Below are 24,992 nucleotides of genomic sequence, written 5' to 3' on the forward strand. Positions count from 1 at the left end.
GACGCGAGGAGAACTGATCGTGGCTGGAACCGTCGCGGCGCCCGAGGGCATCACCAACCCGCCCATCGACGACCTGCTGACGGTCGCCGACTCCAAGTACGCCCTGGTGATCTACGCGGCCAAGCGCGCGCGCCAGATCAACGCGTACTACTCCCAGCTGGGCGAGGGCCTGCTGGAGTACGTCGGCCCGCTGGTGGAGACCCACGTGCAGGAGAAGTCCCTGTCCGTGGCCATGCGTGAGATCAACGAGGGTCTGCTGACCTCGGAGCCCATCGAGCAGTGAGCGACACTCCCGCCCCCGGCACCCGGGCGCCCCGCGTGGTCCTGGGGGTCGCGGGCGGGATCGCCGCCTACAAGGCGGCGCTGCTCCTGCGGGAGCTGAGCGAGACCGGGCACGACGTCACCGTCGTGCCCACCGCCGCCTCCGAGCGGTTCGTCGGGCGCGCGACGTGGGAGGCCCTGTCGGGCAAGCCCGTCGCCACCGACGTCTGGAGCCACGCCGACCAGGTGCCGCACGTCCGGCTGGGCCGGCACGCCGACCTGGTCGTCGTCGCCCCTGCCACCGCGGACCTGCTGGCGCGCGCCGCGCACGGCCTGGCCGACGACCTGCTGACGAACGTCCTGCTGACGGCGACGTGCCCCGTCCTGCTGGCCCCGGCGATGCACACGGAGATGTGGCTCAACCCGGCGGTGCAGGCGAACGTCGCCCTGCTGCGCTCGCGCGGGGTCACCGTCCTCGACCCCGCCTCCGGCCGCCTCACGGGTGCCGACTCCGGTCCGGGGCGGCTGCCCGAACCGGCCGACATCGCCGCCGCGTGCCGCCGCCTCCTCGGATCGGGGTCCCGTCCCCGCGACCTGGCGGGCCGACGCGTCGTCGTCTCCGCCGGCGGCACCCGCGAACCGCTGGACCCCGTGCGCTTCCTCGGGAACCGGTCCTCGGGCCGGCAGGGCGTCGCGCTGGCCGCTGCGGCTGCCGCCCGCGGCGCGCACGTGACGCTCGTGACCGCCCACGTCGAGGGGCCCGCGCCCGCCGCGGTCGACGTCGTCTCGGTGCAGACCGCCGCGGAGCTGGCCGACGCCGTGCAGTCGCGGGCCGCCGCGTCCGACGTCGTCGTCATGGCCGCGGCGGTCGCCGACTTCCGGCCCTCGGCGCGGGCGAGCGCGAAGATCAAGAAGTCCGAGGACCCCTCCCGCGACCCCGTCGTCGTGCTCGAGCGCAACCCCGACGTCCTCGCCGGACTGGTCGCCGACCGGACGGGGGCGGCGCCCGTGCTCGTGGGCTTCGCCGCCGAGACGGGGGACGAGACCGGTTCCGTCCTCGACCACGGCCGCGCCAAGCTCGCCCGCAAGGGCTGCGACCTGCTCGTCCTCAACGAGGTCGGGGAGACCAAGGGGTTCGCGACGCCCACCAACGCCGTGACGATCCTGGGCCGCGACGGCAGCGAGCGCGAGGTCGCCGAGACCAGCAAGGACGTGGTGGCCGATGCGGTGTGGGACGCGGTCGTGCCTATGCTTCCTCCCGTCGTCCCGACACCCGATCCCGCCGCTGACCCTGCCTCTGGAGCCTGAGTGACCACCCCCTTGCGCCTGTTCACCTCCGAATCGGTCACCGAGGGGCACCCGGACAAGATCTGCGACCAGATCTCCGACGGGATCCTCGACGCGCTGCTGGAGCAGGACCCGCGCAGCCGCGTCGCGGTCGAGACGATGGTGACGACCGGGCTCGTGCACGTGGCCGGTGAGGTCACCACCGAGGCCTACGCCGACATCCCGACCATCGTGCGCCGGACGCTGCTCGACATCGGGTACGACTCCTCCGCCAAGGGCTTCGACGGCCGCACCTGCGGCGTCGAGGTGTCCATCGGCTCGCAGTCCCCGGACATCGCGCAGGGCGTCGACGAGGCGTACGAGAACCGCGTCGGTGGCGGCGCCGACCCCCTCGACCTGCAGGGCGCCGGCGACCAGGGCCTCATGTTCGGCTACGCCTGCGACGACACCCCCGAGCTCATGCCGCTGCCGATCCACCTGGCCCACCGGCTGTCCCAGCGCCTGTCCGAGGTGCGCAAGAAGGGCGAGATTCCCTACCTGCGTCCCGACGGCAAGACCCAGGTCACCATCGGCTACGACGGCGACCGCGCGGTGCGCCTGGACACCGTCGTCCTGTCCACGCAGCACGAACCCGACGTCGACCTCGTCAAGACGCTGACCCCGGACGTGCGCCGTTTCGTCATCGAGCCCGTGCTGGAGGGGCTCGACCTCGACACCTCCGACATCCGGCTGCTCGTGAACCCCACCGGTCGCTTCGAGATCGGCGGCCCGATGGGCGACGCGGGCCTGACCGGCCGCAAGATCATCGTCGACACCTACGGCGGGATGTCCCGCCACGGCGGTGGCGCGTTCTCCGGCAAGGACCCCTCGAAGGTCGACCGGTCCGCCGCGTACGCCATGCGCTGGGTCGCCAAGAACGTCGTCGCCGCGGGCCTGGCCACGCGGTGCGAGGTGCAGGTCGCGTACGCGATCGGCAAGGCGCAGCCCGTGGGCCTGTACGTCGAGACGTTCGGCACCGAGAAGGTCGCCCGCGGCCGTATCGAGGCCGCGATCCGCGACGTCTTCGACCTGCGCCCGGCCGCGATCGTCCGCGACCTGCAGCTCCTGCAGCCGATCTACGCCCCGACCGCCGCCTACGGCCACTTCGGCCGCGAGCTGCCCGGCTTCAGCTGGGAGCGCACCGACCGCGTCGACGCGCTGCGCGCCGCGACGGGGAGCTGAGCACCGAGGGGGAGGCCCAGCCCGCGCTCGACGGGCTGGGCCCGCAGGCCGCGACGGCGCCTCTGAAGGCTCGCCCGAAGAAGGCGCGGCGGACGAAGGCGCCCGAGGACGTCACGACGACCGACCCGGTCGCCCGCGTCCTCGTCAGCTCCGCCCTGCCGCACCTGGACCGGCCGTTCGACTACCTCGTCCCGGCCTCGATGGAGCACACCGCCGAGCCGGGCCGGCTCGTGCGCGTGCCCTTCGCCGGCACCGACGCCGAGGGCTACGTCCTCGAGCGGCTGGCAAGCACCGACCACACCGGCCGGATGGCCCGCCTGCGCCGCGTCGTCTCCGGGGTGCCGGTCCTGTCCGGCGCGACGCTGGAGCTGTGCCGGCGGGTCGCGGCGGAGTACGGCGGGACGCTGTCCGACGTCGTGCGCCTCGCGGTCCCCGGCCGGCACGCGGGTGCGGAGGAGAAGGTGCTCGGCGCCGACCCCGTCCGCCACGACCCGGTCGCGCTGGGCCCGGACCTGCTCGGCTGGGAGCGGCACCAGGCCGGCCCGGCGTTCCTCGCCCACGTCCGCGACGGGCACTCGCCGCGGGCCGTGGCGACCTTCGCCCCCGGCAGCGACCCGTTCGCCCTGCTCGCGCTCGCCGCCCGCGCCGCGCTGGCGTCGGGCCGCACGGCGCTGCTCGTCGTCCCCGACCACCGCGACCTCGACCGGCTCGGGGCGGCCCTGGACCGCGTCGTCCCCGAGGGGCACGTCCGCCTGGAGGCCGACCTCGGCCCCGCGGCCCGCTACCGCTCGTTCCTCGAGGCGCTGACGGGCCGGGCGCGTGTCGTCGCGGGCACCCGCGCCGCCGTCTTCGCGCCGTTGCCGAACCTCGGGCTCGTCGCGGTCCTGGAGGACGGCGACGACTCCCACGCCGAACAGCGCGCGCCGTACCCGCACGTCCGCGAGGTCGCGGTCCTGCGTGCCGAGCAGGCCGGCGCCGCGGCCCTGTTCGCCGGGTGGACGCGCACGGCGGAGACGCAGCTGCTGCTGGAGTCCGGCTGGGCCCGGCCCGTCCTCGCCACGCGCGACACCGTCCGCGCGACCGCGCCGCGCATCGCGATCGCCGGCACGTCGGGCCCCGACGCCCAGGACCCGCTGGCCGCCGCGGCCCGCCTGCCCAGCGACGGCTGGCGCGTCCTGCGCGACGCCGTCCGCCGCGGACCCGTCCTGGTCCAGGTGCCGCGCACGGGGTACGTGCCGACGCTCGCCTGCCAGACCTGCCGCGAGCCCGCCCGGTGCACGTCCTGCCACGGACCGTTGGCCGTCCCCGACGCGGGTGAGCGCGCCGCGTGCCGCTGGTGCGGCCGGCCCGCCACCGACTGGACGTGCGGGCACTGCGGCGACGGCCGGTTCCGCGCCGTCGTCACCGGGGCCCGGCGGACCGCCGAGGAACTCGGCCGCGCGTTCCCCGGCGTCGACGTCCGCACCTCTGGCGGGTCGCACGTCCTGGACGTCGTCCCCGGTGGGCCCTCCCTGGTCATCGCCACGCCTGGCGCCGAACCCGTTGCGCCGCAGGGGTACGCGGCGGCCCTGCTGCTCGACGGCTGGGCGCTGCTGGCGCGGCCGGACCTGCGTGCGGCCGAGGAGGCGTACCGCCGCTGGACCGCGGCCGCGGCGCTCGTGCAGCCTGCGTCCAGCGGGGGAGCGGTCGTGCTGGTCGCCGACCCGCAGGCCGCCCCGGCCCAGGCCCTCGTGCGGTGGGACCCGGCCGGGTTCGCCGAGCGGGAGCTGGCCCAGCGCCGGGAGCTCGACCTCCCCCCGGCCGCGCGGTTCGCCGGTCTCATCGGCCCCGCGGCCGACGTCGAGGAGTTCGTCGCCGCCCTGCCGGAACTGCCCGGGGTGCGGGTGCTCGGGCCGCTGCCGGTGCCGGACCGGCCCGGGCAGGCGCCCGCCGTCCGCAGCGTGGTGCGCGTCCCGCGCGAGCACTCGGCCGAGCTGGCGACCGCCGTGAAGACCGTCACGGCAGGCCGCAGCGTGCGCAAGCTGCCGCTCGTACGGGTGCGGGTCGACCCGCTGCAGATCGGTTGAGGGCGCGCGGTCGGGAGGCCGGGTGGAGGCTGGCGGCGTGGAGTTCCGACACCTCGGCCGTTCCGGCCTGAAGATCAGCGAGATCACCTACGGCAACTGGCTGACCCACGGGTCCCAGGTGGAGAACGAGGCGGCGGTGGCGTGCGTGCACGCGGCCCTGGACGCCGGCATCTCGACCTTCGACACCGCCGACGTCTACGCCAACACCGCCGCCGAGACCGTCCTGGGGGAGGCGCTCAAGGGGCAGCGCCGGGAGTCCCTGGAGATCCTCACCAAGGTCTTCGGCCCGATCGGTCCCAAGGGGCACAACGACACCGGACTGTCCCGCAAGCACGTCCTCGAGGCGTGCGAGGGGTCGCTGCGCCGGCTCGGCACCGACCACATCGACCTCTACCAGGCGCACCGCTACGACTACGCGACGCCGCTGGAGGAGACGATGCAGGCCTTCGCCGACCTCGTGCGGCAGGGCAAGGTGCTCTACGTCGGCGTCAGCGAGTGGACCGCCGAGCAGTTGCGCGCGGGCGCCGAGCTCGCCAGGGACCTCGGGTTCTCGCTCATCTCCAACCAGCCGCAGTACTCGATGCTGTGGCGCGTCATCGAGGGTGAGGTCGTCCCCACCTCGCAGGAGCTGGGCATCAGCCAGGTCGTGTGGTCGCCCATCGCCCAGGGCGTCCTCACCGGAAAGTACGTCCCGGGTGGTGAGCTGCCCGCCGGGTCGCGCGCCACGGACGACAAGGGCGGCGCGAACATGATCAAGCGCTGGATGCGCGACGACGTCCTGTCCCGCGTCCAGGAGCTGAAGCCCGTCGCCTCGGACCTGAACCTGTCGATGGCCCAGCTCGCCGTCGCCTGGGTGCTGCAGAACGAGAACGTCGCGACCGCGATCATCGGCGCCTCCCGGCCCGAGCAGGTCCACGACAACGCTGCCGCCGCGGGGGTGACGATCCCGGCCGACGCCCTCGCGCGCATCGACGCCGTCCTCGGCGACGTCGTGGAGCGCGACCCGGCGAAGACGCACGAGTCGTCCCCGAAGCAGCGCGAGGTCTGAGGTTCCCGCGCCCGAGCCGTGGTCAGGGTTCGGGTGCGGGGTCACCCCGTGCCGGGGTGGGTCAGGACTCCCCGACGGGTCGCTGGACGGCCCGGAACTCCCGGGTCTCCCACGGGGCCATCGACGGGGTGACGCGCGCCGGCGGCACGCGGGCGGGGACGGGCTGCGCGAGCCCCTGGGACGGCACCGCGCGGGTCCGCGTGCGCCGGGCCGCCACCTCCAGCACGGTCGCGAGCACCGCCACGACCATGAACACCCACCCGACGGCGGTCAGGTCGATCGCCGCGACGTCGACGTGGACGGCGAAGGCCAGGACGGCGCCGACGGTGAACAGGAAGCTGTGGTTCGTGAGGTGCACGGCCCGAGCCTCCGGCCCGGCGAGCAGTTCCGGGACCCGGCGTCACCCGCGCGCCCGAGCCGGGTCGCCCGGGCAGGCCAGCGCCGGGACCGAGGGCGACGCGACCTCCACGCCCCGTGACCGCCCCACCCCAGGTGCGACGACGTCGACGGAGGCGGTGGGCCCGCGGACGTAGGATCGAGGGCGCACACCGCACGTCGATCCAGGGAGCTCCGTGGCGATCCAGCCGATCCGACTCTTCGGGGACCCGGTCCTGCGCCAGCGCGCGGCCGAGGTCACCACCTTCGACAAGGAGCTGCGTCAGCTCGTCAAGGACCTCGAGGAGACGATGCTCGCCGCCCCCGGTGCCGGGCTGGCCGCGCCGCAGCTCGGGGTGTCGCTGCGCGTGTTCACCTACCACGCCGACGGTGAGCTCGGGCACCTCGTGAACCCCGTCCTGGACCTGTCCGAGGAGTGCCAGGAGGGCGACGAGGGCTGCCTGTCGTTCCCGGGGATCGTCGCCGACACCAAGCGCTCGCTGCACGTCGTGGCCAAGGGCTTCGACATGCACGGCGAGCCCCTCACCATCACCGGGTCGGAGTTCAAGGCCCGCGCCATCCAGCACGAGACCGACCACCTCGACGGCGTCCTGTTCATCGACCGCCTCGACAAGGCCCAGCGCAAGCTCGCGCTCAAGGCCGTCCGCGAGGCCGAGTGGATGGGCCTGGAGACGCCGCAGGTCAAGGTGTCCCCGCACGCGACCTTCGGACAGGCGAGGTAGTGCGCCTCGTCGTCGCCGGAACCCCCGACGTCGCGCTCGCCTCCCTCGACGCCCTGCTCGCCAGCCGGCACGAGGTCGTCGCCGTCCTCACCCGCCCCGACGCCGCCGCCGGCCGCGGCCGCAAGCAGGCGGCCTCGCCCGTCGCCCAGCGCGCCCGCGAGGTGGGACTGCCCGTCCTGCAACCGGTCCGCCCGCGCGGGGCGGAGTTCCTCGACGAGCTGCGGTCCTACGCACCGGACGCGTGCCCCGTCGTCGCCTACGGGGCCCTGGTCCCCGCCGAGGCGCTCGCCGTCCCGCGGCTGGGGTGGCTGAACCTGCACTTCTCGCTGCTGCCCGCGTGGCGCGGGGCGGCTCCCGTCCAGCGCGCCCTGATGGCCGGCGACGAGGTCACCGGCGCCTGCGTGTTCCAGCTCGAGGAGGGCCTGGACACCGGACCGGTGTACGCCTCGCTGCGCGAACCCGTCGGCGGCACCGACACCGCGGGCGACCTGCTCGGCCGGCTCGCCGTGTCCGGCGCGCAGCTGCTGGTGGACGTCCTCGACGCCCTCGAGGACGGCACGGCCGTGGCGACGCCGCAGGAGGGCGAGGCGACCCTGGCGCCGAAGATCGGCGTCGAGGAGGCCCGGGTCGACTGGAGTGCGGGTGCCGCCGAGGTCGACCGGCGCGTGCGCGGCTGCACCCCCGACCCGGGCGCCTGGACGACGTTCCGCGGCGAGCGGGTCAAGCTCGGTCCGGTCGTCCCGGAGGTGAGCACCGACCTCGCCCCGGGCGCGGTCGCGGTCGAGAAGAAGCGTGTCCTCGTCGGTACCGGTGGCGGCGCGGTCGCGCTGGGCACCGTGCAGGCCGCGGGGAAGAAGGCGATGAGCGCGACCGACTGGGCGCGCGGGACCCGGCCCGCGCCGGGGGAGGAGTTCGCGTGACCGGTCCGTCCGTCCCCGGGGTGCGCACCCCCCGCACCGGTGTGAAGCAGGACCGCTTCACCCGCGTCGACCCCGCCCGCGGGGTGGCGTTCGAGGTACTGCGCGCGGTCGCCACTCAGGACTCCTACGCCAACCTGGTCTTGCCGAAGCTGTTGCGCGACAGGCGCTTGGGTGGGCGTGACGCGGCCTTCGCGACCGAGCTGGCCTACGGCGTCCTGCGCGGTCGCGGCACGTACGACGCGCTGCTCGCCACGCTCGTGGACCGGCCGCTGGCCGACCTCGACGACGGCGTGCTCGACGTCCTGCGGATGGGGCTGCACCAGCTGCTCGCGATGCGGGTGCCCGACCACGCGGCCGTCGCGACGTCGGTGGCCGTCGCGCGCACGCACATCGGTGGCGGGCCGTCCGGGCTCGTCAACGCCGTGCTGCGCAAGGCGTCGGGTCGCGACCTCGCGCAGTGGGCCGCCGAGGTCGCCCCCGGCGACACCGACGACGACCTCGCCGTCCGGTACTCCCACCCGCAGTGGGTGGTCCGCAGCCTGCGGGAGGCTCTGCGCGCGCACGGCCACGACCCCGCCGAGCTCGTCGACCTGCTCGTCGCGGACAACACCCCCGCCCAGGTGGCGCTCGCCGCCCTGCCCGGCCTCAGCACCGTCGACGATCTCGTCGGTCGCGACGCGCACGTCGAGGTGGGGACGGGCCGCTGGTCCCCGGCCGCGGCGCACGTCGTGCACGGCGACCCCGGGCGGCTCGCCGCGGTCCGCGCCGGTCGCGCCCGTGTCCAGGACGAGGGGTCGCAGATCGTCGCGCTGCTGCGCGCCGCCGCCGAGGTGGAGGGCCGTGACGAGCGGTGGTTGGACCTGTGCGCCGGCCCCGGGGGCAAGGCGGCGCTGCTCGCCGCCACCGCCGCCGGTCGCGGGGCCGCGTTGACGGCCGTCGAGGTCGCCCCGCACCGGGCCGACCTCGTCCGGCAGGCGCTGGCCCCCGTCGAGGCCGTCGCGGCGGGGACCGTCGAGGTCCGCGTCGGGGACGGGCGCGAGGTCGGCGACGCCGAACCCGGCGCCTACGACCGCGTGCTCGTCGACGCCCCGTGCACCGGCCTCGGCGCCCTGCGCCGGCGGCCGGAGGCCCGGTGGCGCCGCACCCCCGCCGACCTCGGCAGCCTGGCGCCCCTGCAGCGCGAGCTGCTCGGCTCGGCGCTCGACGCCGTCCGTCCCGGCGGGGTCGTGGCCTACGCCACGTGCTCGCCCGTGCTGTCCGAGACGCGTCTCGTCGTCGACGACGCGGTGAAGGCCGCCGCCAAGCGCGGGGTCGTGGCCGAGCGGATCGACACCCCTGCCGTCCTCGAGCGCGTGGTCCCGGGGTTGCCGGCCGCGGCCGCGGGGCTCGGGGTGCAGCTGTGGCCGCACACGCACGGCACCGATGCGATGCACGTGGCCCTGGTGCGCCGGACCTCCTGAGGGGCGCCCGGCCCAGCGTGTGCTCGTGACCGGGTTCGCCCTGCCCGTCGACGACGACCTCGACCTCGTCCTGCGCGAGGAGTGGACCGTCGCACCCCTGCACGCGGTAGTGGTGGCGAACCTGGGCCACCTGCGCCGCTGGGAGGCGTGGGCGCAGGGGGAGCAGACGCTCGAGGGGGCGGCCGCCTGCGCCCGGTACTCGCTGGGGGAGTGGGCCGCCGGTCGCGCCGTCCCGGCGGCGCTGCGGTACCGCGGCGACGTGGTCGGCGCCGTCGGCGCCCGCATCGACACCTACGCCGGGTCGGCCGACCTGGGCTACTGGATCGACGCCGCCCACCAGGGAGGGGGTTCGTGACCCGGGCCGTGGCCGCGCTCGTCCGGCACCTGCACGAGGACCGCGGCCTGGTCCGGGTGGAGATCCGCACCGCGGTCGGCGTCGCGCGCAGCCGGGCCGTCGCCGAGCGCCTCGGGTTCGTCCTCGAGGGGGTGCTGCGGGCCGGCCACGCCGATCCCGACGGGCCGGGAGGACCTCTGCCTGTACGGCCACGTCGCGGCGGACGCGGCGACCCCGTGACGGGTCCCCGGTAGCGTGGGCGCCGTGAACTCCGCCGAGAAGGCCGCGCGACTGCGGCAGCTGCACGAAGACCCCGAGCTCCTCGTCCTCGTCAACGTCTGGGACGCCGTGTCGGCGACCGTCGTGGCGGGCGAGCCCCAGACCAAGGCCCTCGCGACGGCCGGACACTCCATCGCCTCGACCTTCGGGTACGGCGACGGCGAGCAGATCCCCCTCGACCTGGCCCTGAGCCTCGTCGAACGCATCGTCGTCGCCGCCGGCGACCTGCCGGTCAGCGCCGACCTCGACGGCGGCTACGGGAACGCGGGCGAGACCGTGCGCAAGGCCATCGGCGTCGGCGTCGTCGGCGCCAACGTCGAGGACAGGCTGCGCCCGCTGGCCGAGTCCGTCGCGAACGTCGAGGCGATCGTCGCGGCCGGGGAGGCCGAGGGCGTGCCCTTCGTCCTCAACGCCCGCACCGACGCCCTGGCCAAGGGTGGTGACCGCGGCCGCGACGTGTGGCTCCCCGATGCGGTCGAACGCGGCAAGGCCTACCTCGCCGCCGGTGCCACGACCGTCTTCGTGCCTGGTCCCCTCGACGAGGACGCCGTCGTGCAGCTCGTCGACGCCTTCGGGCCGCAGAAGCTGTCGGTCATCGGTTTCCCGGGGGTGCCCGACCAGGCGCGCCTGGCCGATCTTGGCGTCGCCCGCATCACCTACGGCCCGCTGACGCAGCGCGTGGCGCTGACCGCCCTGCAGGACGCGGCCCGCGGCATCTACGCCGGGGGCGGCATCCCCGAGGGCACCCGCCCGCTGAACTGACGACCCCGGGCCGAGTCCCCCGGACGGGCCACCGGAACCGCCGAGCGGTCCCGGCGGGCCCGTCCCGTGGGCGAGGATGGCCCCGTGACCTGGATCGAGGACCTCGCCGACCGCGCCGACGCCGTGCTGCCCGACTACGTGGCGGCCTACTACCGCTCCAACGCCGGCGACGGGTCCTGCGACCGCGAGGGCATCGCAGACTGGAACGGCTTCCGGCTGCGGCCCTCGGTCCTGCACGACGCCTCCGCACAGGACATGACGACGGAGGTGCTCGGCACCCAGGTGGCGGCCCCCGTCCTCGTCGCGCCCATGGCGCAGCAGGTCGGCGCGCGTCCGGAGGGCGAGGTGCTCACCGCCCAGGGCGCCGCCAAGGCCGGGACGCTGCTCGGGGTGTCCACCAACACCGGGGCCCGCTTCGACGACATCGCCGCCCAGGGCGCGCCGTGGTGGTACCAGGTCTACGTGGCCCGCAACCGCGAGGCCACGCGCCTGCTCGTCGAGCGCGCCGCGAGCGCCGGCGCCCGCGCGCTCATCCTCACGGTCGACACCACGCCCATCGGGCGGGAGATCCCCACGATCGACCCGCGCAACTGGCCCGCGGGCCCCCGCAAGAACCGCACGGCCAACCTCACCGCGGCCGAGCTGGAGCGCTTCGGCAGCGACACCGACATGGCGCTCGACCTCACCCCGGACACCATCGGCTGGCTCGCGGAGGTCTCCGGGTTGCCCGTGCTCTGCAAGGGCGTGCTCACCGCCCGGGACGCGCGACGCTGCGTCGACGGCGGCGCCGAGGGGATCATCGTGTCGACGCACGGCGGGCGCCGGTTGGGCAACTCCGTCACCTCCGCGTACGCGCTGCCGGAGATCCTCGCCGAGGTCGGCTCCGAGGTGGAGGTCCACGTCGACTCCGGCATCCGCGGCGGGGCGCAGGCCGCCGTGGCGCTCGCGCTCGGCGCGCGGGCCGTGCACGTGGGCCGTCCCGTGATGTGGGGCCTGGCCGCCGACGGCGCCGAGGGCGTCGCGGACGTCCTCGCGCGCTACCAGGCCGAGCTCGCGACCACGTTGCGGCAGATGGGGATCGGGTCGGTCCGGGACCTGCGGCCCAGCGACGTCGTCGTGCGCTGACGGCTGAGGGTTCACTCCAGGCGGCGGACGAGGGAGTCCAGCCGCGCGGCGATCTCTCCGACGTCGTCGAGGCTGCCGTCGGCGACGTCGCGGGTGAGCGCGAGCCCGGCCTGCAGGGGCGCCGCCCCGACGCCGGTGCCGTTGAGGTGCAGCATCGCGAAGGCCGACAGGACCGCGGTGCGCTCGTTGCCGTCGACGAGGGGACGGGTGCGCACGAGGGAGTGCAGCAGCGCCGCGGCCTTGCGGGACAGGTCCGGGTACGCGTCCTTGCCGAGCACCTGCAGCTGCGGGCGCTGGACGGCCAGGGCCAGCAGGCCTGCGTCGCGGACGTCGAAGGGCCCGTCGGGGAAGAGGTGGGTGAAGCGGACGACGTCGCCGACCGTGAGGTAGCGGACGGGCAGGATCACGTCCGGGGGCTGCTCACGAGGTCACCGCCGCGCAGGTCCTGGCCCTGCAGGTCCCCGGCCAGGGAGTCGAACAGCTCGCGGTTCTCGGCGTAGATGGCGCGGGCGATGTCCTGCACGTCGGCGCGGTCGGCGTCGTCGGCCTGCTCCAGCAGCCGCTCGAACAGGCGCTGCCGCGAGACGCCCGGGTTCCGCGCCTGCAGGCGCTCGAGCATCGAGCGGTGCGTGCTGTCGAGGCGCAGGGTGAAGGCGGACGTCGTCGACATGACGTCACCGTACACCAGTGGTGCACTGTGACGTCAGATCTGACCACGGGCTACGGTCGGGGCGTGCCGAGCGCTCGAGGACCCCAGGTCAACCCCAGCATCCTGTCCGCCGACTTCGCGAACCTGCAGGCCGAGCTGGCCCGCATCGCGACGGCCGACGCCGCCCACGTCGACGTCATGGACGGCCACTTCGTCCCCAACCTCACGCTCGGCCTGCCCGTCGTCGAGGCGCTGCAACGGGTCAGCCCCGTCCCGCTGGACTGCCACCTCATGATCGAGGACCCCGACCGCTGGGCCCCCGCCTACGCCGAGGCCGGCGCGGCCGGGGTCACCTTCCACGCCGAGGCCGCGCGCGCCCCCGTGAAGCTGGCCCGCGACATCCGCGCGGCGGGGGGCCGCGCGGGCATCGCCCTGCGCCCCGCGACCCCGGTCGAGCCGTACCTGGACCTGCTGCCCGAGTTCGACATGCTCCTCGTGATGACCGTCGAGCCCGGTTTTGGCGGTCAGGGCTTCCTCGACGTCACGCTCCCCAAGATCCGCCGTGCCCGCGCGGCCATCGGCGACCTCGACGTGCGGCTGCAGGTCGACGGCGGCGTCTCGACGGCGACCGTGGAACGCGCCGCGGAGGCCGGCGCCGACGTCTTCGTCGCCGGCTCGGCCGTCTACGGCGCCGAGGACGCGGCCGCGGCCATCGGCCAGCTGCGCGACCTCGCGGCGCGGGCCTGCGCCCACTGAGGGTGCTCGGGCCGTGCGCCGGCCCCGTGCGTGGCAGACTGACTGCCACGAGCAAGACCGCACGACACGCGTGCTCCGGGGTCGGTGGAAATCCGAACCGGCGGTGACAGTCCGCGAGCCCCCACCTCGGTGGGTGGTTGATCCGGTGGAACTCCGGGGCCGACGGTGAAAGTCCGGATGGGAGGCAGTGCGCGGCGTCGTCGTCGTGCGCCGTCGCGCCCCCGTCCGGGGGTCCCGTCGTCGTGCGTCGCCGTCGCCCCGTCGACGGTCCCTGCGGGCACCTCCTGGTGCCGCCGGGCCGTCACCTCCCCTCGCCCTCCCCGGAGTCCGACCGGACGTCCCTGGAGGAGGTGGACCGCCGTGACCGCAGCGATCGCCCGCGTCGCCGCACGCCCGGGCACCCTCCTCGCCGACGTCCGGCCCAGCGACCGTGCCGGTCCCCTCCCGCCCCCTCAGCGCTGAGGAGCAGACCGCACGAGGACCGCAGGACCACAGGACAGTTCGAGGAGGCAGGGTCGTGTTCACCGGGATCGTGGAGGAGATCGGCGAGGTCGTCGCCGTGGAGTTCGGGGCGGAGTCGGCACGGCTGACCGTGCGGGGGCCCGTCGTGGTCTCCGACGCCGTGCACGGGGCGTCCATCGCCGTCGACGGGGTCTGCCTGACCGTCGTCGACCAGCCCGAACCGGGCGCCTTCACCGTGGACGTCATGCAGGAGTCGTTGCAGCGCAGTTCGTTGCACGACGTGGCCCCCGGTCGCAAGGTCAACCTGGAGCGCGCCATGGCCGCCCACGGGCGCCTCGGCGGGCACATCGTGCAGGGGCACGTCGACGGCACGGGGACCATCGCGCGCCGGACACCGGGGGAGGCGTGGGAGGTCGTGCGCGTCGCCGTCCCGGCCGACCTCGCCCGCTACGTCGTGGAGAAGGGTTCCATCACCGTCGACGGCACCTCGCTCACGGTCTCGGCCGTCAGCGAGCCCACCGCGACCGAGCACTGGTTCGAGGTCTCCCTCATCCCCGCCACCCTCGAGCTGACCGTCCTGGGCACCAAGCCCGTGGGCGCTACCGTCAACCTCGAGGTCGACGTGCTGGCCAAGTACGTCGAGCGGCTGCGGGCCTTCGAGCCCACCGTGCAGGGAGCGCAGGCGTGACCGTGACCACGGACGTGAGCATCGAACGGGCGCTGGACGCCCTGCGCGCCGGCCGCCCGGTCCTCGTGACCGACGACGCCGACCGCGAGAACGAGGGGGACGCGGTCCTCGCCGCCGAGCTCGCGACGCCCGAGTGGATCGGGTGGACGGTGCGGCACAGCTCGGGGATGCTCTGCGCGCCCATGACCGCCGAGCGCGCCGCCGCCCTGGCGCTGCCGCCCATGGTCGAGCGCAACGAGGACTCCCTGCGCACGGACTACACCGTCAGCTGCGACGCGACCGAGGGCGTCACGACGGGCATCTCCGCCGCCGACCGCGCCCGCACCGCGCGGGTGCTGGCCGACCCGGCGACGACGGTCGGGGACCTCGTGCGCCCCGGGCACGTCTTCCCGTTGCGGGCCCGGCCCGGGGGTGTCCTGGAGCGTCCCGGCCACACCGAGGCGGCGGTCGACCTGTGCCGGCTCGCCGGGCTCACCCCGGTCGGGATCATCGCCGAGCTCGTGGAGGACGACGGGTCGATGTCACGCTGGGACCAGATCGTCGCGCTCGGTGAGCGGTTCGACCTGCCGGTGCTGACGATCGCGGAACTGCGGGCACACCTGTCCGGCCAGGGATCCGCCGACGGAGAGGAGAAGTCGTGAGCGGGGACGGAAGCCCGGAGATCACGGTCGACGGCAGCGGGCTGCGGGTCGCGGTGGTCGCGGCGCGCTGGCACCACGAGGTCATGGACGGGCTGCTGGAGGGGGCCCGCCGGGCGCTCGCCGCCTCGGGCGTCACCGACGTGGTGGAGGTGCGCGTCCCGGGGGCCTTCGAGCTGCCCGTGGCCGCCGCGCGGCTGGCCCGGCAGGGCTTCGACGCCGTCGTCACCCTCGGCGTCGTCATCCGCGGTGGCACGCCGCACTTCGAGTACGTGTGCGACGCCGCGACCCAGGGCCTGACCCAGGTCGCGGTGACGACGGGGGTCCCCATCGGCTTCGGGGTCCTCACCGTCGACAACGAGGCCCAGGCGCTGCACCGCGCCGGCCTGCGCGGCTCGCGGGAGGACAAGGGCGCCGAGGCCGTGCTCGCGGCGCTCGAGACGGTCGTCGCCCTGCGCGAGGTCGCCCCGCTGTCCGCGGTCTGAGGGGGAGCCGGGTGGTCGGGTGCGCGCACCCGACCACCTGGACCGGCCACTAGACTCCGTGCCCGTGAAGAGCTTCGACGCCCTGTTCGCCGAACTGAGCGACAAGGCGCTGACCCGGCCCGAGGGCTCGGGGACGGTGCGGGAACTGGACGCCGGCGTCCACGCCATCGGCAAGAAGGTCGTCGAGGAGGCGGCCGAGGTCTGGATGGCCGCGGAGCACGAGGGCGGCGAGCGGACCGCCGAGGAGATCTCGCAGCTGCTGTACCACCTGCAGGTGCTGATGATCGCCCGCGGTCTGACCCTCGACGACGTGTACGCCCACCTCTAGGAGCTCACCCGTGTTGCGCATCGCCGTCCCCAACAAGGGGTCCCTGTCCGAGGCCGCGTCCGCCATGCTGCGCGAGGCCGGCTACAACCAGCGGCGCGAGGCCAAGGAACTCATCCTCGACGACCCGGACAACTCGGCCCAGTTCGTCTTCCTGCGCCCGCGAGACATCGCGCTCTACGTGGGGTCCGGGACGCTGGACGCCGGGATCACGGGGCGCGACCTGCTGCTGGACTCCCGCGCCCCCGCCGACGAGGTCCTCCCGCTCGGCTTCGCGCGCAGCACGTTCCGCTTCGCCGGGCGCCCCGGGGTGGCGTCGGGGGTCGGCGACCTCGAGGGCCGCCGCATCGCGACGAGCTACTCGGGCCTGCTGGCCAAGCACCTCGCCGAGCACGGCGTCACCGCCGACATCGTCCACCTCGACGGCGCGGTCGAGACCGCGGTGGCGCTCGGCATCGCCGACGTGATCGCCGACGTGGTCGAGACGGGCACGACGCTGCGCGCGGCCGGTCTGGAGATCTTCGGCGAGCCGATCATGCGCTCGGAGGCGACGCTCGTCCGCCGCGCCGGCGCCCCGGCCGACCCCGCCGTGGACGTCCTCGTCCGCCGCCTGCAGGGCGTCCTCGTGGCCCGCCAGTACGTCATGGTCGACTACGACTGCCCGCAGGCGATCGTGGAGCAGGCCTGCGCGATCACCCCCGGTCTGCAGTCGCCGACCGTCTCGCCGCTGGCCAGCCCCGACTGGGTCGCCGTGCGAGCTATGGTGAAGAGCTCGGAGACCAACCGCGTCATGGACGAGCTGTACGAGCTCGGGGCGCGGGCGATCCTCGTCACGAGCATCCACGCGTGCCGCCTGTGACGTCCGCGACCCCGACGGACCGGCCGTTCCGGCCGCGTCGTGCCCGCGTCGTCGGCCTCGCCTTCGCCGTCGGCATCGCGGTCGTCATGGTGGGCATGTCCATCGGGCTGTCCCTGGCCCCGGAGTCCGGCTGGACGGGCCAGGACACCGTCTCGGCGCTCGTCTTCGGGGCGATCGTCTCGGGCGGGCTGGTGCGGCTCGTCACCGTCAACGCGCGGGTGACCGAGCGCGCGCTCGTCGTGCGCAACGTGGTCTTCACCCGCGAGGTCGAGTGGGGCGAGGTCGTCGCCGTCCGCTTCGGCGGCGCCGACCCGTGGCTCACCCTCGACCTCGACGACGGCGAGAACCTCGCCGTGATGGGCGTGCAGCGCGCCGACGGGGAGTTCGCCAAGGCCGAGGCGCTCCGGTTGGCCCGGCTCGTCGAGGACCGGGCCCCCCGCACCTAGGAGGCGTCGGTGGCGAGCAGGAGGTCCGGCGCCAGCGACCGCCGCGCGAACAGCTCCGCCTCTTGGGCCGCCCACCGCTCCCAGTGCGGCTCGTACGTCGCGCCGTCGCGCGCCAGCGCACGGTCGCGGCGGACGCCCGGGGTGGCCGTCAGCTCGACGAGCAGGTCGACGGGGGCGGCGCAGCCCGCGCCGACGCCCTCGACGACCAGCAGTCCGGACGTCGGCAGCGGCACCGTGCGCGCGTACGCACCCCGCGTCCAGTCCCACACGGGCTGCTGCACGGGGCGGCCGGTGCGCAGCTGCGTCAGCAGGTCCCGCAGCAGGTCCACGGCCGCGGCCAGTCCGTCCCACCCCGGGTACAGGTCGTCCATGTGCAGGACGGCGGCGCCGGTCCGCTGCGCGAGGACGGCGGCCAGGTCCGTCTTGCCCGCGCCCGAGCGTCCGTCGACCGCCAGGACCAGCGGGCCGGCGGTCGGCGCCGGGACCTGCTGCAGCCGCGCGAGGACCCCGTTCGCGAACGCCTGCAGCGCAGGGGGAGTGGCCCCGGTCAGAACCAGGTCGGGCACCAGGGCTGCTCCGGGGTGGCCATGAGCGTCGCCAGCGCCTGGGCCGCCGCGGGGGTGGCGTCGATGCGCCCGGCCCGCTGCAGCGCGACCGGTGAGGTCCCGCCGAGGAGCACCGAGCCGAGCTCGGCGACGGGCAGGACCACGTCCGGTGCGTCGTCGGTCGTCGTCACCTCCGGGCACACCCAGCCGTCGGCGCCGCAGCGCTGGGCCTCGACGTGCAGGCGCACGGTCGCCCCGGCCAGGCCGAGGGGGTCCTCGACGCGCAGGACGAGCGTGCCGCAGCCCAGGTAGCGGCGGGCCGCCAGCGCCCCGGGCACGTCGAGGACGCGCAGCCAGACGAAGTCGTCGACGGGCCCGGTCTGGACCGCGCGCGGGTCCAGGAGCAGGTGCGGCAGCAGCTCGTCGACGGGTCGGTCGGAGGCCCGGGTGACCCGGACGAGGTCGATCGAGGCGAGGAACTCCCACAGCGCCCGGTAGGCCGACGGCGTCGTCGCGGTGAGGTCGCGCAGGTGGACCGTCCCGTTCGGCACGCGGCCCACGGACTCGTCGCTGACGTCGTAGGCCGCGTACCCGTCGGGGGTCCCGTCCTCGTCCCGGTGCAGGACGACGTGCCCGCGGGGACCGAGCCAGCGGCCCTCGCCCCGCCGGCCCGCGGCCTCCCACCACGCCGCGTCGCGCAGCAGCCCGCCGGGCCGCCGGCGCCGGGCGGCGTCGTGGACGGCGGCCAGCTCGTCGGTGCGGCCGGCGGGGACGAACTCCAGCGAGCCGGTCGCCGCCGGGGCGTCGGGGCGGAACGCGACCCGGGCGTGGTCGAGGACCAGGCTCGTCGAGCGCGTCGCGGCGCCGAACCCGAACCGGCCGTAGATGGGTGCCTCCGCGGCGATGAGCACCGCCAGGGCGTGCCCCGCGGCGCGGGCGCGCTCGAGGTCGGCCGTGAGCATGCGGGACAGCAGGCCCCGGCGCCGGTGCGTGGGCAGCACGGTCGCGGTCGAGACGGCGTCGACGTCGACGGGACCGGCGCCGGGCACCGTCAGCTCGGAGTCGAAGGTGCGCAGCGTCGCCACGACGCGGTCCTCACCGGCGACGGTGTCGTGCACCGCCGTGAGCCGGTGCCCCTGCACCATCCGCTGCCGCTCGTCGAGGGAATCCTCGGTGGGCGCGGACTCCAGGAAGGACGTGCGGCTCGGGACGGCCCAGGCGCGCAGGGCCTCCCGGTCGTCCGGGTCCACCTGCGTCACGCGGAGCTCTGGACGGGTCGGGAGTCCGGTGTCCTGCACGGCTGCGACGGTACCGTTCCCCCGTGAGCGTCGCCGTCCGTGTCATCCCCTGCCTCGACGTCGACGCCGGTCGCGTCGTCAAGGGCGTCAACTTCGCCGACCTGCGCGACGCGGGCGACCCGGTCGAGCTGGCCCGCCGCTACGACGAGCAGGGTGCCGACGAGCTGACGTTCCTCGACGTGACCGCCTCCTCGGGATCGCGGGAGACGACGTACGACGTGGTCCGCCGCACCGCCGAGCAGGTCTTCATCCCCCTCACCGTCGGCGGAGGGGTCCGCGCGGTCGCCGACGTCGAGAAGCTCCTGCGCGCCGGCGCCGACAAGGTCGGCGTCAACACCGCGGCCATCGCCCGGCCCGAGCTCATCACCGAGATCGCCGAGCGGTTCGGCGCCCAGGTGCTCGTCCTGTCCGTCGACGCCCGCCGCACGCTGCCGGGGGAGCCGACGACCGCCTCGGGGTACGAGGTCACCACCCACGGCGGTCGCCGCGGCACGGGTCTGGACGCCGTGGAGTGGGCCGCCCGCGCCGCCGAGCTCGGCGCGGGGGAGATCCTGCTGAACTCGATGGACGCCGACGGCACCAAGCAGGGCTTCGACCTCGAGATGCTCGGCGCGGTCCGGTCCCGCGTCACCGTCCCGCTCGTGGCCAGCGGTGGGGCCGGCGCGGTCGAGCACTTCCCGCCCGCCGTCGCCGCGGGCGCCGACGCCGTCCTGGCCGCCAGCGTCTTCCACTTCGGCCAGCTGACGGTCGGGGACGTCAAGGACGCCCTGCGGGAGGGCGGCGCCCCCGTCCGCTGACTACTCGCCCACCGCGCCCGGGTACGTGGCGCGGAAGCGGGCGACGGCCTCGGGCGTGCCCTCCAGGTGCACCAGGGCCCGCGTGCGCCGGCCGAACGCGTGCAGCAGCAGCTCGGCGACCGTTCCGGTGACCGCGACCGACTCCGCGCCCGGGCGCACCACCGCGCGCGGACCCTCCGGCGTCACCAGCACGACGCCCACGGGGGAGCGGCGGTAGGCGACCCGGCCCATGACCCGTACGGTGCGCCACAGCGCCTCCTCCTGCGCCTGCGGCAGCGCGCGGGGCCCCCACCCGGGCTGCGCGCGCAGGACGTCCTCGTGGTGCACGAAGTACTCGGCGCTGTTCACCAGGCCGTCGAGGGCCCGCACCCGCAGCGGACCGTGGGGACCGCCCCGCACGCGCTCGACGAGGGCGTCGAACGGCTGCGACGCCAGCTCGGAGACGACCCTGTCGCGGTGCGACCGCAGCGGTGGCAGGGCCTCGCCCAGGGCCACGTCCGGACGGTTGTCCCGCACCGCCAGGTGCACCAGCAGGTCCCGGACGTCCCAGCCGGCGCACAGCGTCGGCGCCTCCGGGCCGACCCGCAACGCGCTGTCGCACAACCCGTCCCGTTCGCGTCGCGCGTCGCCGGGATTCCTGGAGGGGAGGACCATGGCGCCGATCGTGCCACCCGGGCCGTCCGGTGCGCCCCGCGGCCGGTGAGACCATGGGCCGCGTGTCGTCCCTCGAGCTCGATCCCCGCACCGCCGCACGCCTGAAGCGGGACGCCGCCGGCCTCGTCTGCGCCGTCGTCCAGCAGCACGACACCCGCGAGGTGCTCATGGTCGCCTGGATGAACGACGACGCTCTGGCCCAGACCCTCGCCACCGGCCGCGCGACCTACTGGTCGCGCAGTCGCGGGCAGCTGTGGCGCAAGGGCGACACCTCCGGTCACGTCCAGTGGGTGCGCAAGGTCTCCCTGGACTGCGACGGCGACGCGCTCCTGCTCGAGGTCGAGCAGGTCGGCGCGGCCTGCCACACCGGCGACCGGACCTGCTTCGACGCCACCACCCTCCCGCTCACCGCGCCGAGCGCGTGAGCGCGCCCGTTCCCGAGGTCCGGCGCCGGTCACGGCGCGGACCCCTGCTGCTGCTCGCCGCCGTCGGCGCCGTCGTCGCCCTCGGGGCCGGCGCGCCGACCTGGGTCAGCGGCCGCGCCGCCACCGCGACCGGGACCGCGGCCGTCCTCGCCTCCGGCCGCGACGCCGCGCCCGTCGCCACGGCGCTCGCCCTCGTCAGCCTCGCCGCGGTCGTCGCCTCCACGCTGGGGCGCCGGGCCGCGCGGCTCGTCGCCGCGCTCGTCCTCGTCGCCGGGGGCGCCGGGGTCCTCGCCGCCAGCACGGGCCCGCTGCGGGAGCCGACCGCGGCGCTCACCGCCCCGGCCCGCGCGGCCAGCGGGACGACGCAGGCCCGCGTGGAGGGCGCGGTCGACGTCGCGCCGTGGCCGGTGGTGTCCGCGGTGGGCGGCGGTCTCGTCGCCCTCGCCGGGGTCGGGCTCGTCGTCGGGGCACGCCGGCGTGATGTCCCCCGGGCCGCGGGTCGCTACGACCGCGACGCCCGCTCCGGAGCCGGCGCGGCCGCCCCGACGCGGGACGACCCGGCGGCCGCGTGGGACGCGCTCTCGCACGGCGACGACCCCACCCGCTGACCCACCCGCTGACCCACCTGCCGGCCCGCCCGGTCACCCGTCCCGGCGCGCGCGTCCGCGAGTCGGTACGGTGTCCGTAGTACCCGAGCGCGCTCGTCGCGCGCCGACGACCCGCCCCGAGGAGTCCCCGTGAGCACCGAGAGCAACCACCAGTCCCACGGGCACCACAGCACCAGCGCCGCCGCCCCGGCCACCGACATCGTCGACGAGCACGGTCACGGCCACAGCGTCGCCGCCTGGGCCGGTGTCGCGGTGTGCCTCGTGGGGTTCCTCATCCTCTCCCTGGCGATCGTCTTCCCCAGCCTGACCTGGGGGATCATCGGCAGCGTCGTCATCCTCGCCTCGCTCGTGGTCGCGGGCGGTCTGGCCAAGGCCGGCTACGGCGTCAAGGGTCCCGACGGCAAGCCCGTCGGCCTGGGTCGCGCCAAGCGCTGACCTGCCGAGCGCTGCCCTGCCGAGCGCTGCCCGCCCGCCCACCGGACCGTCGTGTCCGGACCCGGCGATACCCTCGTGGCGTGACAGTCCTCGACGACATCCTGGCCGGCGTCCGTGAGGACCTGGCGGCGCGCAAGGCGCTCACCTCGCTGGACGAGCTGAAGGAGCGCGCGCACCGACAGGTGCCCGCCAAGGACGCGCACGCCCTCCTCAAGCCCCGCGACGCGGAGCAGCGCGGCGTCAAGGTCATCGCGGAGGTCAAGCGCAAGAGCCCTTCCAAGGGCGCGCTGGCGACCATCCCGGACCCGGCCGAGCTCGCGACGCAGTACGAGGCCGGCGGGGCCAGCGTCATCAGCGTCCTCACCGAGCAGCGCCGGTTCGGCGGCAGCCTGGACGACCTGCGGGCCGTCCGCTGCGCCGTCGACGTCCCGGTGCTGCGCAAGGACTTCGTCGTCGAGTCGTACCAGCTGTGGGAGGCCCGCGCCTGGGGGGCCGACGTCGTGCTCCTCATCGTCGCCGCTCTCGAGCAGGAGGCCCTCGTGTCGCTCATCGAACGCACGCACTCCCTGGGCATGACGGCCCTGGTGGAGGTCCACACCGCCGAGGAGGTCGCGCGTGCCCTGGACGCCGACGCGCGCGTCGTCGGGGTGAACAACCGCAACCTCAAGACCCTCGAGGTCGACAACTCCACGTTCGCCGACCTGGCGCCGCTCATCCCGGACACCAAGGTCAAGGTCGCCGAGTCGGGCGTCTCCGGCCCGCGCGACGTCGTCGAGTTCGCCCGCGCGGGCGCCGACGCCGTCCTCGTGGGGGAGACGCTCGTCAAGGGCGACGACCCGCGCCGCGCGGTCGCCGACCTCGTCGCCGCCGGTGCGCACCCGGCCGTGCAGGCGGTGCGCCCGTGACCACGCAGGAGACCCCGCTGACCACCTCGGGACGTTCCTTCAGCGGCGAGCGCGGGCCGTACTTCGGCGCGTTCGGCGGCCGCTTCGTGCCCGAGGCCCTCGTGGCGGCGCTCGACGAGATCGACGCCGCGCACACGGCGGCGATGGCCGACCCCGGCTTCCTCGCCGAGCTGGCCGAGCTGCACCGCACGTACTCCGGCCGGCCCAGCATCCTCACCGAGGTGCCGCGCTTCGCCGCCCACGCCGGCGGCGCCCGCGTCATCCTCAAGCGCGAGGACCTCAACCACACGGGCTCGCACAAGATCAACAACGTGCTCGGGCAGGCGCTCCTCACCAAGCGCATGGGCAAGCAGCGCATCATCGCCGAGACGGGCGCCGGACAGCACGGCGTCGCGACGGCGACGGCCGCGGCCCTCATGGGCCTGGAGTGCGTCGTCTACATGGGCGAGGAGGACACCCGCCGCCAGGCGCTGAACGTGGCCCGGATGCGCCTGCTCGGCGCGACCGTCGTCCCCGTGACCGCCGGCAGCCGGACCCTCAAGGACGCCGTCAACGAGGCGTTCCGCGACTGGGTCTCCTCCGTCGACACGACGCACTACGCGTTCGGCACGGTCGCCGGCCCGCACCCGTTCCCGGTGCTCGTGCGCGACTTCCAGCGCATCGTCGGCGTCGAAGCCCGCCAGCAGGTCCTCGACCTGACGGGCCGCCTGCCCGACGCGGTCGCGGCCTGCGTCGGCGGCGGGTCCAACGCCATCGGCATCTTCCACGCGTTCCTGGACGACCCGGACGTGGCCCTGCACGGGTACGAGGCCGGCGGGGACGGCGTCGAGACGGGCCGGCACGCGGCCCCCATCTCGGCCGGGGCGGCCGGTGTCTTCCAGGGCGCCCGGCAGTTCGTCATGCAGGACGAGGACGGGCAGACGGTCGAGTCGCACTCGATCTCCGCCGGGCTCGACTACCCCGGCGTCGGACCGGAGCACTCGTGGCTGGCCGCCAGCGGCCGCGCGCAGTACCACCCCGTGACCGACGCGCAGGCGATGGAGGCCTTCCGGCTGCTGTGCCGCACCGAGGGGATCATCCCGGCCATCGAGAGCGCCCACGCGCTCGCCGGTGCGCTGGACCTCGGCAAGGAGCTCGGTCCGGACGCCACCGTGCTCGTCAGCCTGTCCGGGCGCGGGGACAAGGACGTGGACACGGCGGCCCGTTGGTTCGGGCTCGTCAGCGACGCCGACCTCGTCGCCTCGGAGGTCGAACGGGTCGCCGAGGCGCCCCAGGACACCGAAGGGTCCGGCTGGTGAGCACCGAACTGCAGGACGTCCCCGCACCGACCGGGACGCACACGGCGGCCGCCGCCGTCGACCGCGCCAAGGCCGAGGGGCGGGCCGCGCTCGTGGCCTACCTGCCCGTCGGCTACCCGGACGTGGACGGGTCCATCGAGGCGGCCAAGGCCGCCGTCGCCGGTGGCGCCGACATCGTCGAGCTCGGTCTGCCCTACTCCGACCCGACGATGGACGGGGCGACGATCCAGCGGGCCGCCGAGGTCTGCCTGGCCAACCGCACCCGCCCCGCGGACGTCCTGCGGGCCGTCGAGGCGGTGGCCTCGACGGGGGCGGCGACGCTCGTCATGACGTACTGGCCGCCCGTCGACCGCTACGGCGTCGACCGGTGGGCGGCCGACCTCGCCAACGCCGGGGGCGCCGGGCTCATCACGCCGGACCTCATCCCCGACGAGGCGGCCGGCTGGCTGCAGGCGAGCGAGGAGCACGACCTCGAGCGCGTCTTCCTCGTCGCGCCCAGCTCGACCGACGCCCGCCTGGAGAAGACCGTCCGCGCCAGCCGCGGGTTCGTCTACGCGGCGTCGTTGATGGGAGTCACAGGCACGCGTGCGACCGTGGGCGCGGGTGCGTCCGAGCTCGTCCGGCGCACCCGGGCAGCCGGCGCCGAGCGCGTCTGCGTGGGGCTGGGCGTGTCCACCCCCGCGCAGGCCACCGAGGTCGCCGGGTACGCCGACGGCGTCATCGTCGGGTCCGCCTTCGTCCAGCGCCTGCTGGACGCGGACTCGGCCGCCGCCGGCGCGCGCGCCGTCGGGCAGCTGGCCGAGGAGCTGGCGGCCGGCGTCCGCACCCGTCCCTGACG

31 protein-coding genes, 1 pseudogene and 1 riboswitch are annotated in these 24,992 nt (G+C 75.4%); of the genes and pseudogenes, 26 read left to right on the forward strand and 6 right to left on the reverse strand.

Features of this window, described 5'->3' with window-relative positions; genetic code table 11:
* Positions 1-19 precede the first annotated feature (19 nt).
* The 5 genes from rpoZ to AB1207_RS18325 all read left to right on the forward strand — a co-directional run bounded on the left by rpoZ (position 20) and on the right by AB1207_RS18325 (position 5,883).
* A complete protein-coding gene (gene rpoZ, locus AB1207_RS18305; protein ID WP_106206095.1) occupies positions 20-283 on the forward strand; it encodes a DNA-directed RNA polymerase subunit omega in 264 nt (87 codons plus the stop codon).
* Positions 280-1,569, forward strand: a complete 1,290-nt coding sequence (gene coaBC / locus AB1207_RS18310) for a bifunctional phosphopantothenoylcysteine decarboxylase/phosphopantothenate--cysteine ligase CoaBC (protein ID WP_367639848.1) — start codon at positions 280-282, stop codon at positions 1,567-1,569. The genes rpoZ and coaBC overlap by 4 nt, the downstream gene beginning before the upstream one ends.
* Positions 1,570-2,769, forward strand: a complete 1,200-nt coding sequence (gene metK, locus AB1207_RS18315) for a methionine adenosyltransferase (RefSeq protein WP_367639849.1) — start codon at positions 1,570-1,572, stop codon at positions 2,767-2,769.
* 62 nt (positions 2,770-2,831) lie between these two features.
* Positions 2,832-4,835 carry a primosomal protein N' gene (locus AB1207_RS18320; RefSeq protein ID WP_367639941.1) on the forward strand — a complete coding sequence of 668 codons (2,004 nt, stop codon included), beginning with the start codon at positions 2,832-2,834 and terminating at the stop codon, positions 4,833-4,835.
* Positions 4,836-4,872: 37 nt separating this feature from the next.
* On the forward strand, positions 4,873-5,883 hold the full coding sequence (locus tag AB1207_RS18325; RefSeq protein WP_367639850.1) for an aldo/keto reductase family protein: 1,011 nt from the start codon (positions 4,873-4,875) through the stop codon (positions 5,881-5,883).
* A 61-nt stretch (positions 5,884-5,944) separates the two neighbouring features.
* On the opposite strand, the gene AB1207_RS18330 is transcribed toward AB1207_RS18325, so the two are convergent.
* Positions 5,945-6,241, reverse strand: coding sequence for a DUF6458 family protein (locus AB1207_RS18330; protein WP_367639851.1), 297 nt, complete (start codon positions 6,239-6,241; stop codon positions 5,945-5,947).
* A gap of 214 nt (positions 6,242-6,455) precedes the next feature.
* Here AB1207_RS18330 and def point away from each other — a divergent pair, with 214 nt between their 5' ends.
* The 7 genes from def to AB1207_RS18365 all read left to right on the forward strand — a co-directional run bounded on the left by def (position 6,456) and on the right by AB1207_RS18365 (position 11,881).
* Positions 6,456-7,001: a peptide deformylase gene (gene def, locus AB1207_RS18335; RefSeq protein WP_367639852.1), complete on the forward strand. Its 546-nt coding sequence runs from the start codon at positions 6,456-6,458 to the stop codon at positions 6,999-7,001.
* Positions 7,001-7,921 carry a methionyl-tRNA formyltransferase gene (gene fmt / locus AB1207_RS18340; protein ID WP_367639853.1) on the forward strand — a complete coding sequence of 307 codons (921 nt, stop codon included), beginning with the start codon at positions 7,001-7,003 and terminating at the stop codon, positions 7,919-7,921. Before def ends, fmt begins: the two co-directional genes overlap by 1 nt.
* Positions 7,918-9,381, forward strand: a complete 1,464-nt coding sequence (locus AB1207_RS18345) for an RsmB/NOP family class I SAM-dependent RNA methyltransferase (RefSeq protein WP_367639854.1) — start codon at positions 7,918-7,920, stop codon at positions 9,379-9,381. The genes fmt and AB1207_RS18345 overlap by 4 nt, the downstream gene beginning before the upstream one ends.
* A gap of 25 nt (positions 9,382-9,406) precedes the next feature.
* Positions 9,407-9,736 (forward strand): GNAT family N-acetyltransferase, encoded by a 330-nt coding sequence (locus AB1207_RS18350; RefSeq protein ID WP_367639855.1) that lies wholly within the window; start codon positions 9,407-9,409, stop codon positions 9,734-9,736.
* Positions 9,733-9,969 carry a GNAT family N-acetyltransferase gene (locus AB1207_RS18355; protein WP_367639856.1) on the forward strand — a complete coding sequence of 79 codons (237 nt, stop codon included), beginning with the start codon at positions 9,733-9,735 and terminating at the stop codon, positions 9,967-9,969. The genes AB1207_RS18350 and AB1207_RS18355 overlap by 4 nt, the downstream gene beginning before the upstream one ends.
* A gap of 1 nt (position 9,970) precedes the next feature.
* The gene (locus AB1207_RS18360; RefSeq protein ID WP_367639857.1) at positions 9,971-10,756 is read left to right on the forward strand and encodes an isocitrate lyase/PEP mutase family protein; all 786 of its coding nucleotides are present in this window, start codon (positions 9,971-9,973) and stop codon (positions 10,754-10,756) included.
* An 84-nt stretch (positions 10,757-10,840) separates the two neighbouring features.
* A complete protein-coding gene (locus AB1207_RS18365; RefSeq protein ID WP_367639858.1) occupies positions 10,841-11,881 on the forward strand; it encodes an alpha-hydroxy acid oxidase in 1,041 nt (346 codons plus the stop codon).
* Between the two features lie 11 nt (positions 11,882-11,892).
* Here the strand turns inward: AB1207_RS18365 and AB1207_RS18370 are convergent, their stop codons facing one another.
* On the reverse strand, positions 11,893-12,288 hold the full coding sequence (locus AB1207_RS18370; RefSeq protein WP_367639859.1) for a type II toxin-antitoxin system death-on-curing family toxin: 396 nt from the start codon (positions 12,286-12,288) through the stop codon (positions 11,893-11,895).
* The gene (locus AB1207_RS18375) at positions 12,285-12,551 is read right to left on the reverse strand and encodes a hypothetical protein (RefSeq protein ID WP_367639860.1); all 267 of its coding nucleotides are present in this window, start codon (positions 12,549-12,551) and stop codon (positions 12,285-12,287) included. Before AB1207_RS18375 ends, AB1207_RS18370 begins: the two co-directional genes overlap by 4 nt.
* 63 nt (positions 12,552-12,614) lie before the next feature.
* Here AB1207_RS18375 and rpe point away from each other — a divergent pair, with 63 nt between their 5' ends.
* From rpe to AB1207_RS18410, 7 genes and pseudogenes are all read left to right on the forward strand, one after another.
* Positions 12,615-13,286, forward strand: coding sequence for a ribulose-phosphate 3-epimerase (gene rpe / locus AB1207_RS18380; protein ID WP_367639861.1), 672 nt, complete (start codon positions 12,615-12,617; stop codon positions 13,284-13,286).
* A 66-nt stretch (positions 13,287-13,352) separates the two neighbouring features.
* A riboswitch (FMN riboswitch) is annotated at positions 13,353-13,481 on the forward strand.
* Between the two features lie 322 nt (positions 13,482-13,803).
* Positions 13,804-14,436: a riboflavin synthase gene (locus AB1207_RS18385; protein WP_367639862.1), complete on the forward strand. Its 633-nt coding sequence runs from the start codon at positions 13,804-13,806 to the stop codon at positions 14,434-14,436.
* Positions 14,437-14,456: 20 nt separating this feature from the next.
* Positions 14,457-15,026, forward strand: a pseudogene (ribB, locus tag AB1207_RS18390) (3,4-dihydroxy-2-butanone-4-phosphate synthase); the annotation flags it as partial.
* A 47-nt stretch (positions 15,027-15,073) separates the two neighbouring features.
* Complete coding sequence (gene ribH, locus AB1207_RS18395; RefSeq protein ID WP_367639863.1) at positions 15,074-15,559, forward strand: 6,7-dimethyl-8-ribityllumazine synthase; 486 nt, start codon at positions 15,074-15,076, stop codon at positions 15,557-15,559.
* A gap of 64 nt (positions 15,560-15,623) precedes the next feature.
* The gene (locus AB1207_RS18400; protein ID WP_367639864.1) at positions 15,624-15,887 is read left to right on the forward strand and encodes a phosphoribosyl-ATP diphosphatase; all 264 of its coding nucleotides are present in this window, start codon (positions 15,624-15,626) and stop codon (positions 15,885-15,887) included.
* 10 nt (positions 15,888-15,897) lie between these two features.
* Entirely contained in the window at positions 15,898-16,743 is an 846-nt protein-coding gene (gene hisG / locus AB1207_RS18405; RefSeq protein WP_367639865.1) for an ATP phosphoribosyltransferase, read from the forward strand.
* On the forward strand, positions 16,731-17,189 hold the full coding sequence (locus AB1207_RS18410; RefSeq protein WP_367639866.1) for a PH domain-containing protein: 459 nt from the start codon (positions 16,731-16,733) through the stop codon (positions 17,187-17,189). Before hisG ends, AB1207_RS18410 begins: the two co-directional genes overlap by 13 nt.
* On the opposite strand, the gene AB1207_RS18415 is transcribed toward AB1207_RS18410, so the two are convergent.
* Both AB1207_RS18415 and AB1207_RS18420 read right to left on the reverse strand, forming a co-directional pair.
* Complete coding sequence (locus AB1207_RS18415; RefSeq protein WP_367639867.1) at positions 17,186-17,755, reverse strand: nucleoside/nucleotide kinase family protein; 570 nt, start codon at positions 17,753-17,755, stop codon at positions 17,186-17,188. The two genes, AB1207_RS18410 and AB1207_RS18415, sit on opposite strands and share 4 nt — an antisense overlap.
* On the reverse strand, positions 17,737-19,032 hold the full coding sequence (locus AB1207_RS18420) for a GNAT family N-acetyltransferase (protein ID WP_367639868.1): 1,296 nt from the start codon (positions 19,030-19,032) through the stop codon (positions 17,737-17,739). Before AB1207_RS18420 ends, AB1207_RS18415 begins: the two co-directional genes overlap by 19 nt.
* Before the next feature lie 23 nt (positions 19,033-19,055).
* On the opposite strand from AB1207_RS18420, the gene hisF reads away from it, so the two are divergent.
* A complete protein-coding gene (gene hisF, locus AB1207_RS18425; RefSeq protein WP_367639869.1) occupies positions 19,056-19,829 on the forward strand; it encodes an imidazole glycerol phosphate synthase subunit HisF in 774 nt (257 codons plus the stop codon).
* Here hisF and AB1207_RS18430 read toward each other — a convergent pair whose 3' ends face one another.
* Positions 19,830-20,483, reverse strand: coding sequence for a TIGR03085 family metal-binding protein (locus tag AB1207_RS18430; RefSeq protein ID WP_367639870.1), 654 nt, complete (start codon positions 20,481-20,483; stop codon positions 19,830-19,832).
* 53 nt (positions 20,484-20,536) lie between these two features.
* On the opposite strand from AB1207_RS18430, the gene hisI reads away from it, so the two are divergent.
* From hisI to trpA, 6 genes are all read left to right on the forward strand, one after another.
* Complete coding sequence (hisI, locus tag AB1207_RS18435; RefSeq protein WP_367639871.1) at positions 20,537-20,908, forward strand: phosphoribosyl-AMP cyclohydrolase; 372 nt, start codon at positions 20,537-20,539, stop codon at positions 20,906-20,908.
* A complete protein-coding gene (locus AB1207_RS18440) occupies positions 20,905-21,516 on the forward strand; it encodes a Trp biosynthesis-associated membrane protein (RefSeq protein ID WP_367639872.1) in 612 nt (203 codons plus the stop codon). The genes hisI and AB1207_RS18440 overlap by 4 nt, the downstream gene beginning before the upstream one ends.
* 129 nt (positions 21,517-21,645) lie before the next feature.
* Positions 21,646-21,951, forward strand: a complete 306-nt coding sequence (locus AB1207_RS18445) for an HGxxPAAW family protein (protein ID WP_367639873.1) — start codon at positions 21,646-21,648, stop codon at positions 21,949-21,951.
* 80 nt (positions 21,952-22,031) lie between these two features.
* Positions 22,032-22,856 (forward strand): indole-3-glycerol phosphate synthase TrpC, encoded by an 825-nt coding sequence (trpC, locus tag AB1207_RS18450; protein WP_367639874.1) that lies wholly within the window; start codon positions 22,032-22,034, stop codon positions 22,854-22,856.
* Complete coding sequence (trpB, locus tag AB1207_RS18455) at positions 22,853-24,154, forward strand: tryptophan synthase subunit beta (protein ID WP_367639875.1); 1,302 nt, start codon at positions 22,853-22,855, stop codon at positions 24,152-24,154. The genes trpC and trpB overlap by 4 nt, the downstream gene beginning before the upstream one ends.
* A complete protein-coding gene (gene trpA, locus AB1207_RS18460; RefSeq protein WP_367639876.1) occupies positions 24,151-24,990 on the forward strand; it encodes a tryptophan synthase subunit alpha in 840 nt (279 codons plus the stop codon). Before trpB ends, trpA begins: the two co-directional genes overlap by 4 nt.
* Positions 24,991-24,992: the final 2 nt, after the last annotated feature.

It is taken from the genome of Kineococcus endophyticus (assembly GCF_040796495.1).
GTDB classification, from domain to species: domain Bacteria; phylum Actinomycetota; class Actinomycetes; order Actinomycetales; family Kineococcaceae; genus Kineococcus; species Kineococcus endophyticus.

Excerpts from the sequence above, each read along its gene's own strand:
- AB1207_RS18375 (WP_367639860.1), bottom strand. The coding sequence starts at position 12,551 with ATGTCGACGACGTCCGCCTTCACCCTGCGCCTCGACAGCACGCACCGC.
- AB1207_RS18430 (WP_367639870.1), bottom strand. The coding sequence starts at position 20,483 with ATGGTCCTCCCCTCCAGGAATCCCGGCGACGCGCGACGCGAACGGGAC.
- hisI (WP_367639871.1), top strand. The coding sequence starts at position 20,537 with ATGGGCCGCGTGTCGTCCCTCGAGCTCGATCCCCGCACCGCCGCACGC.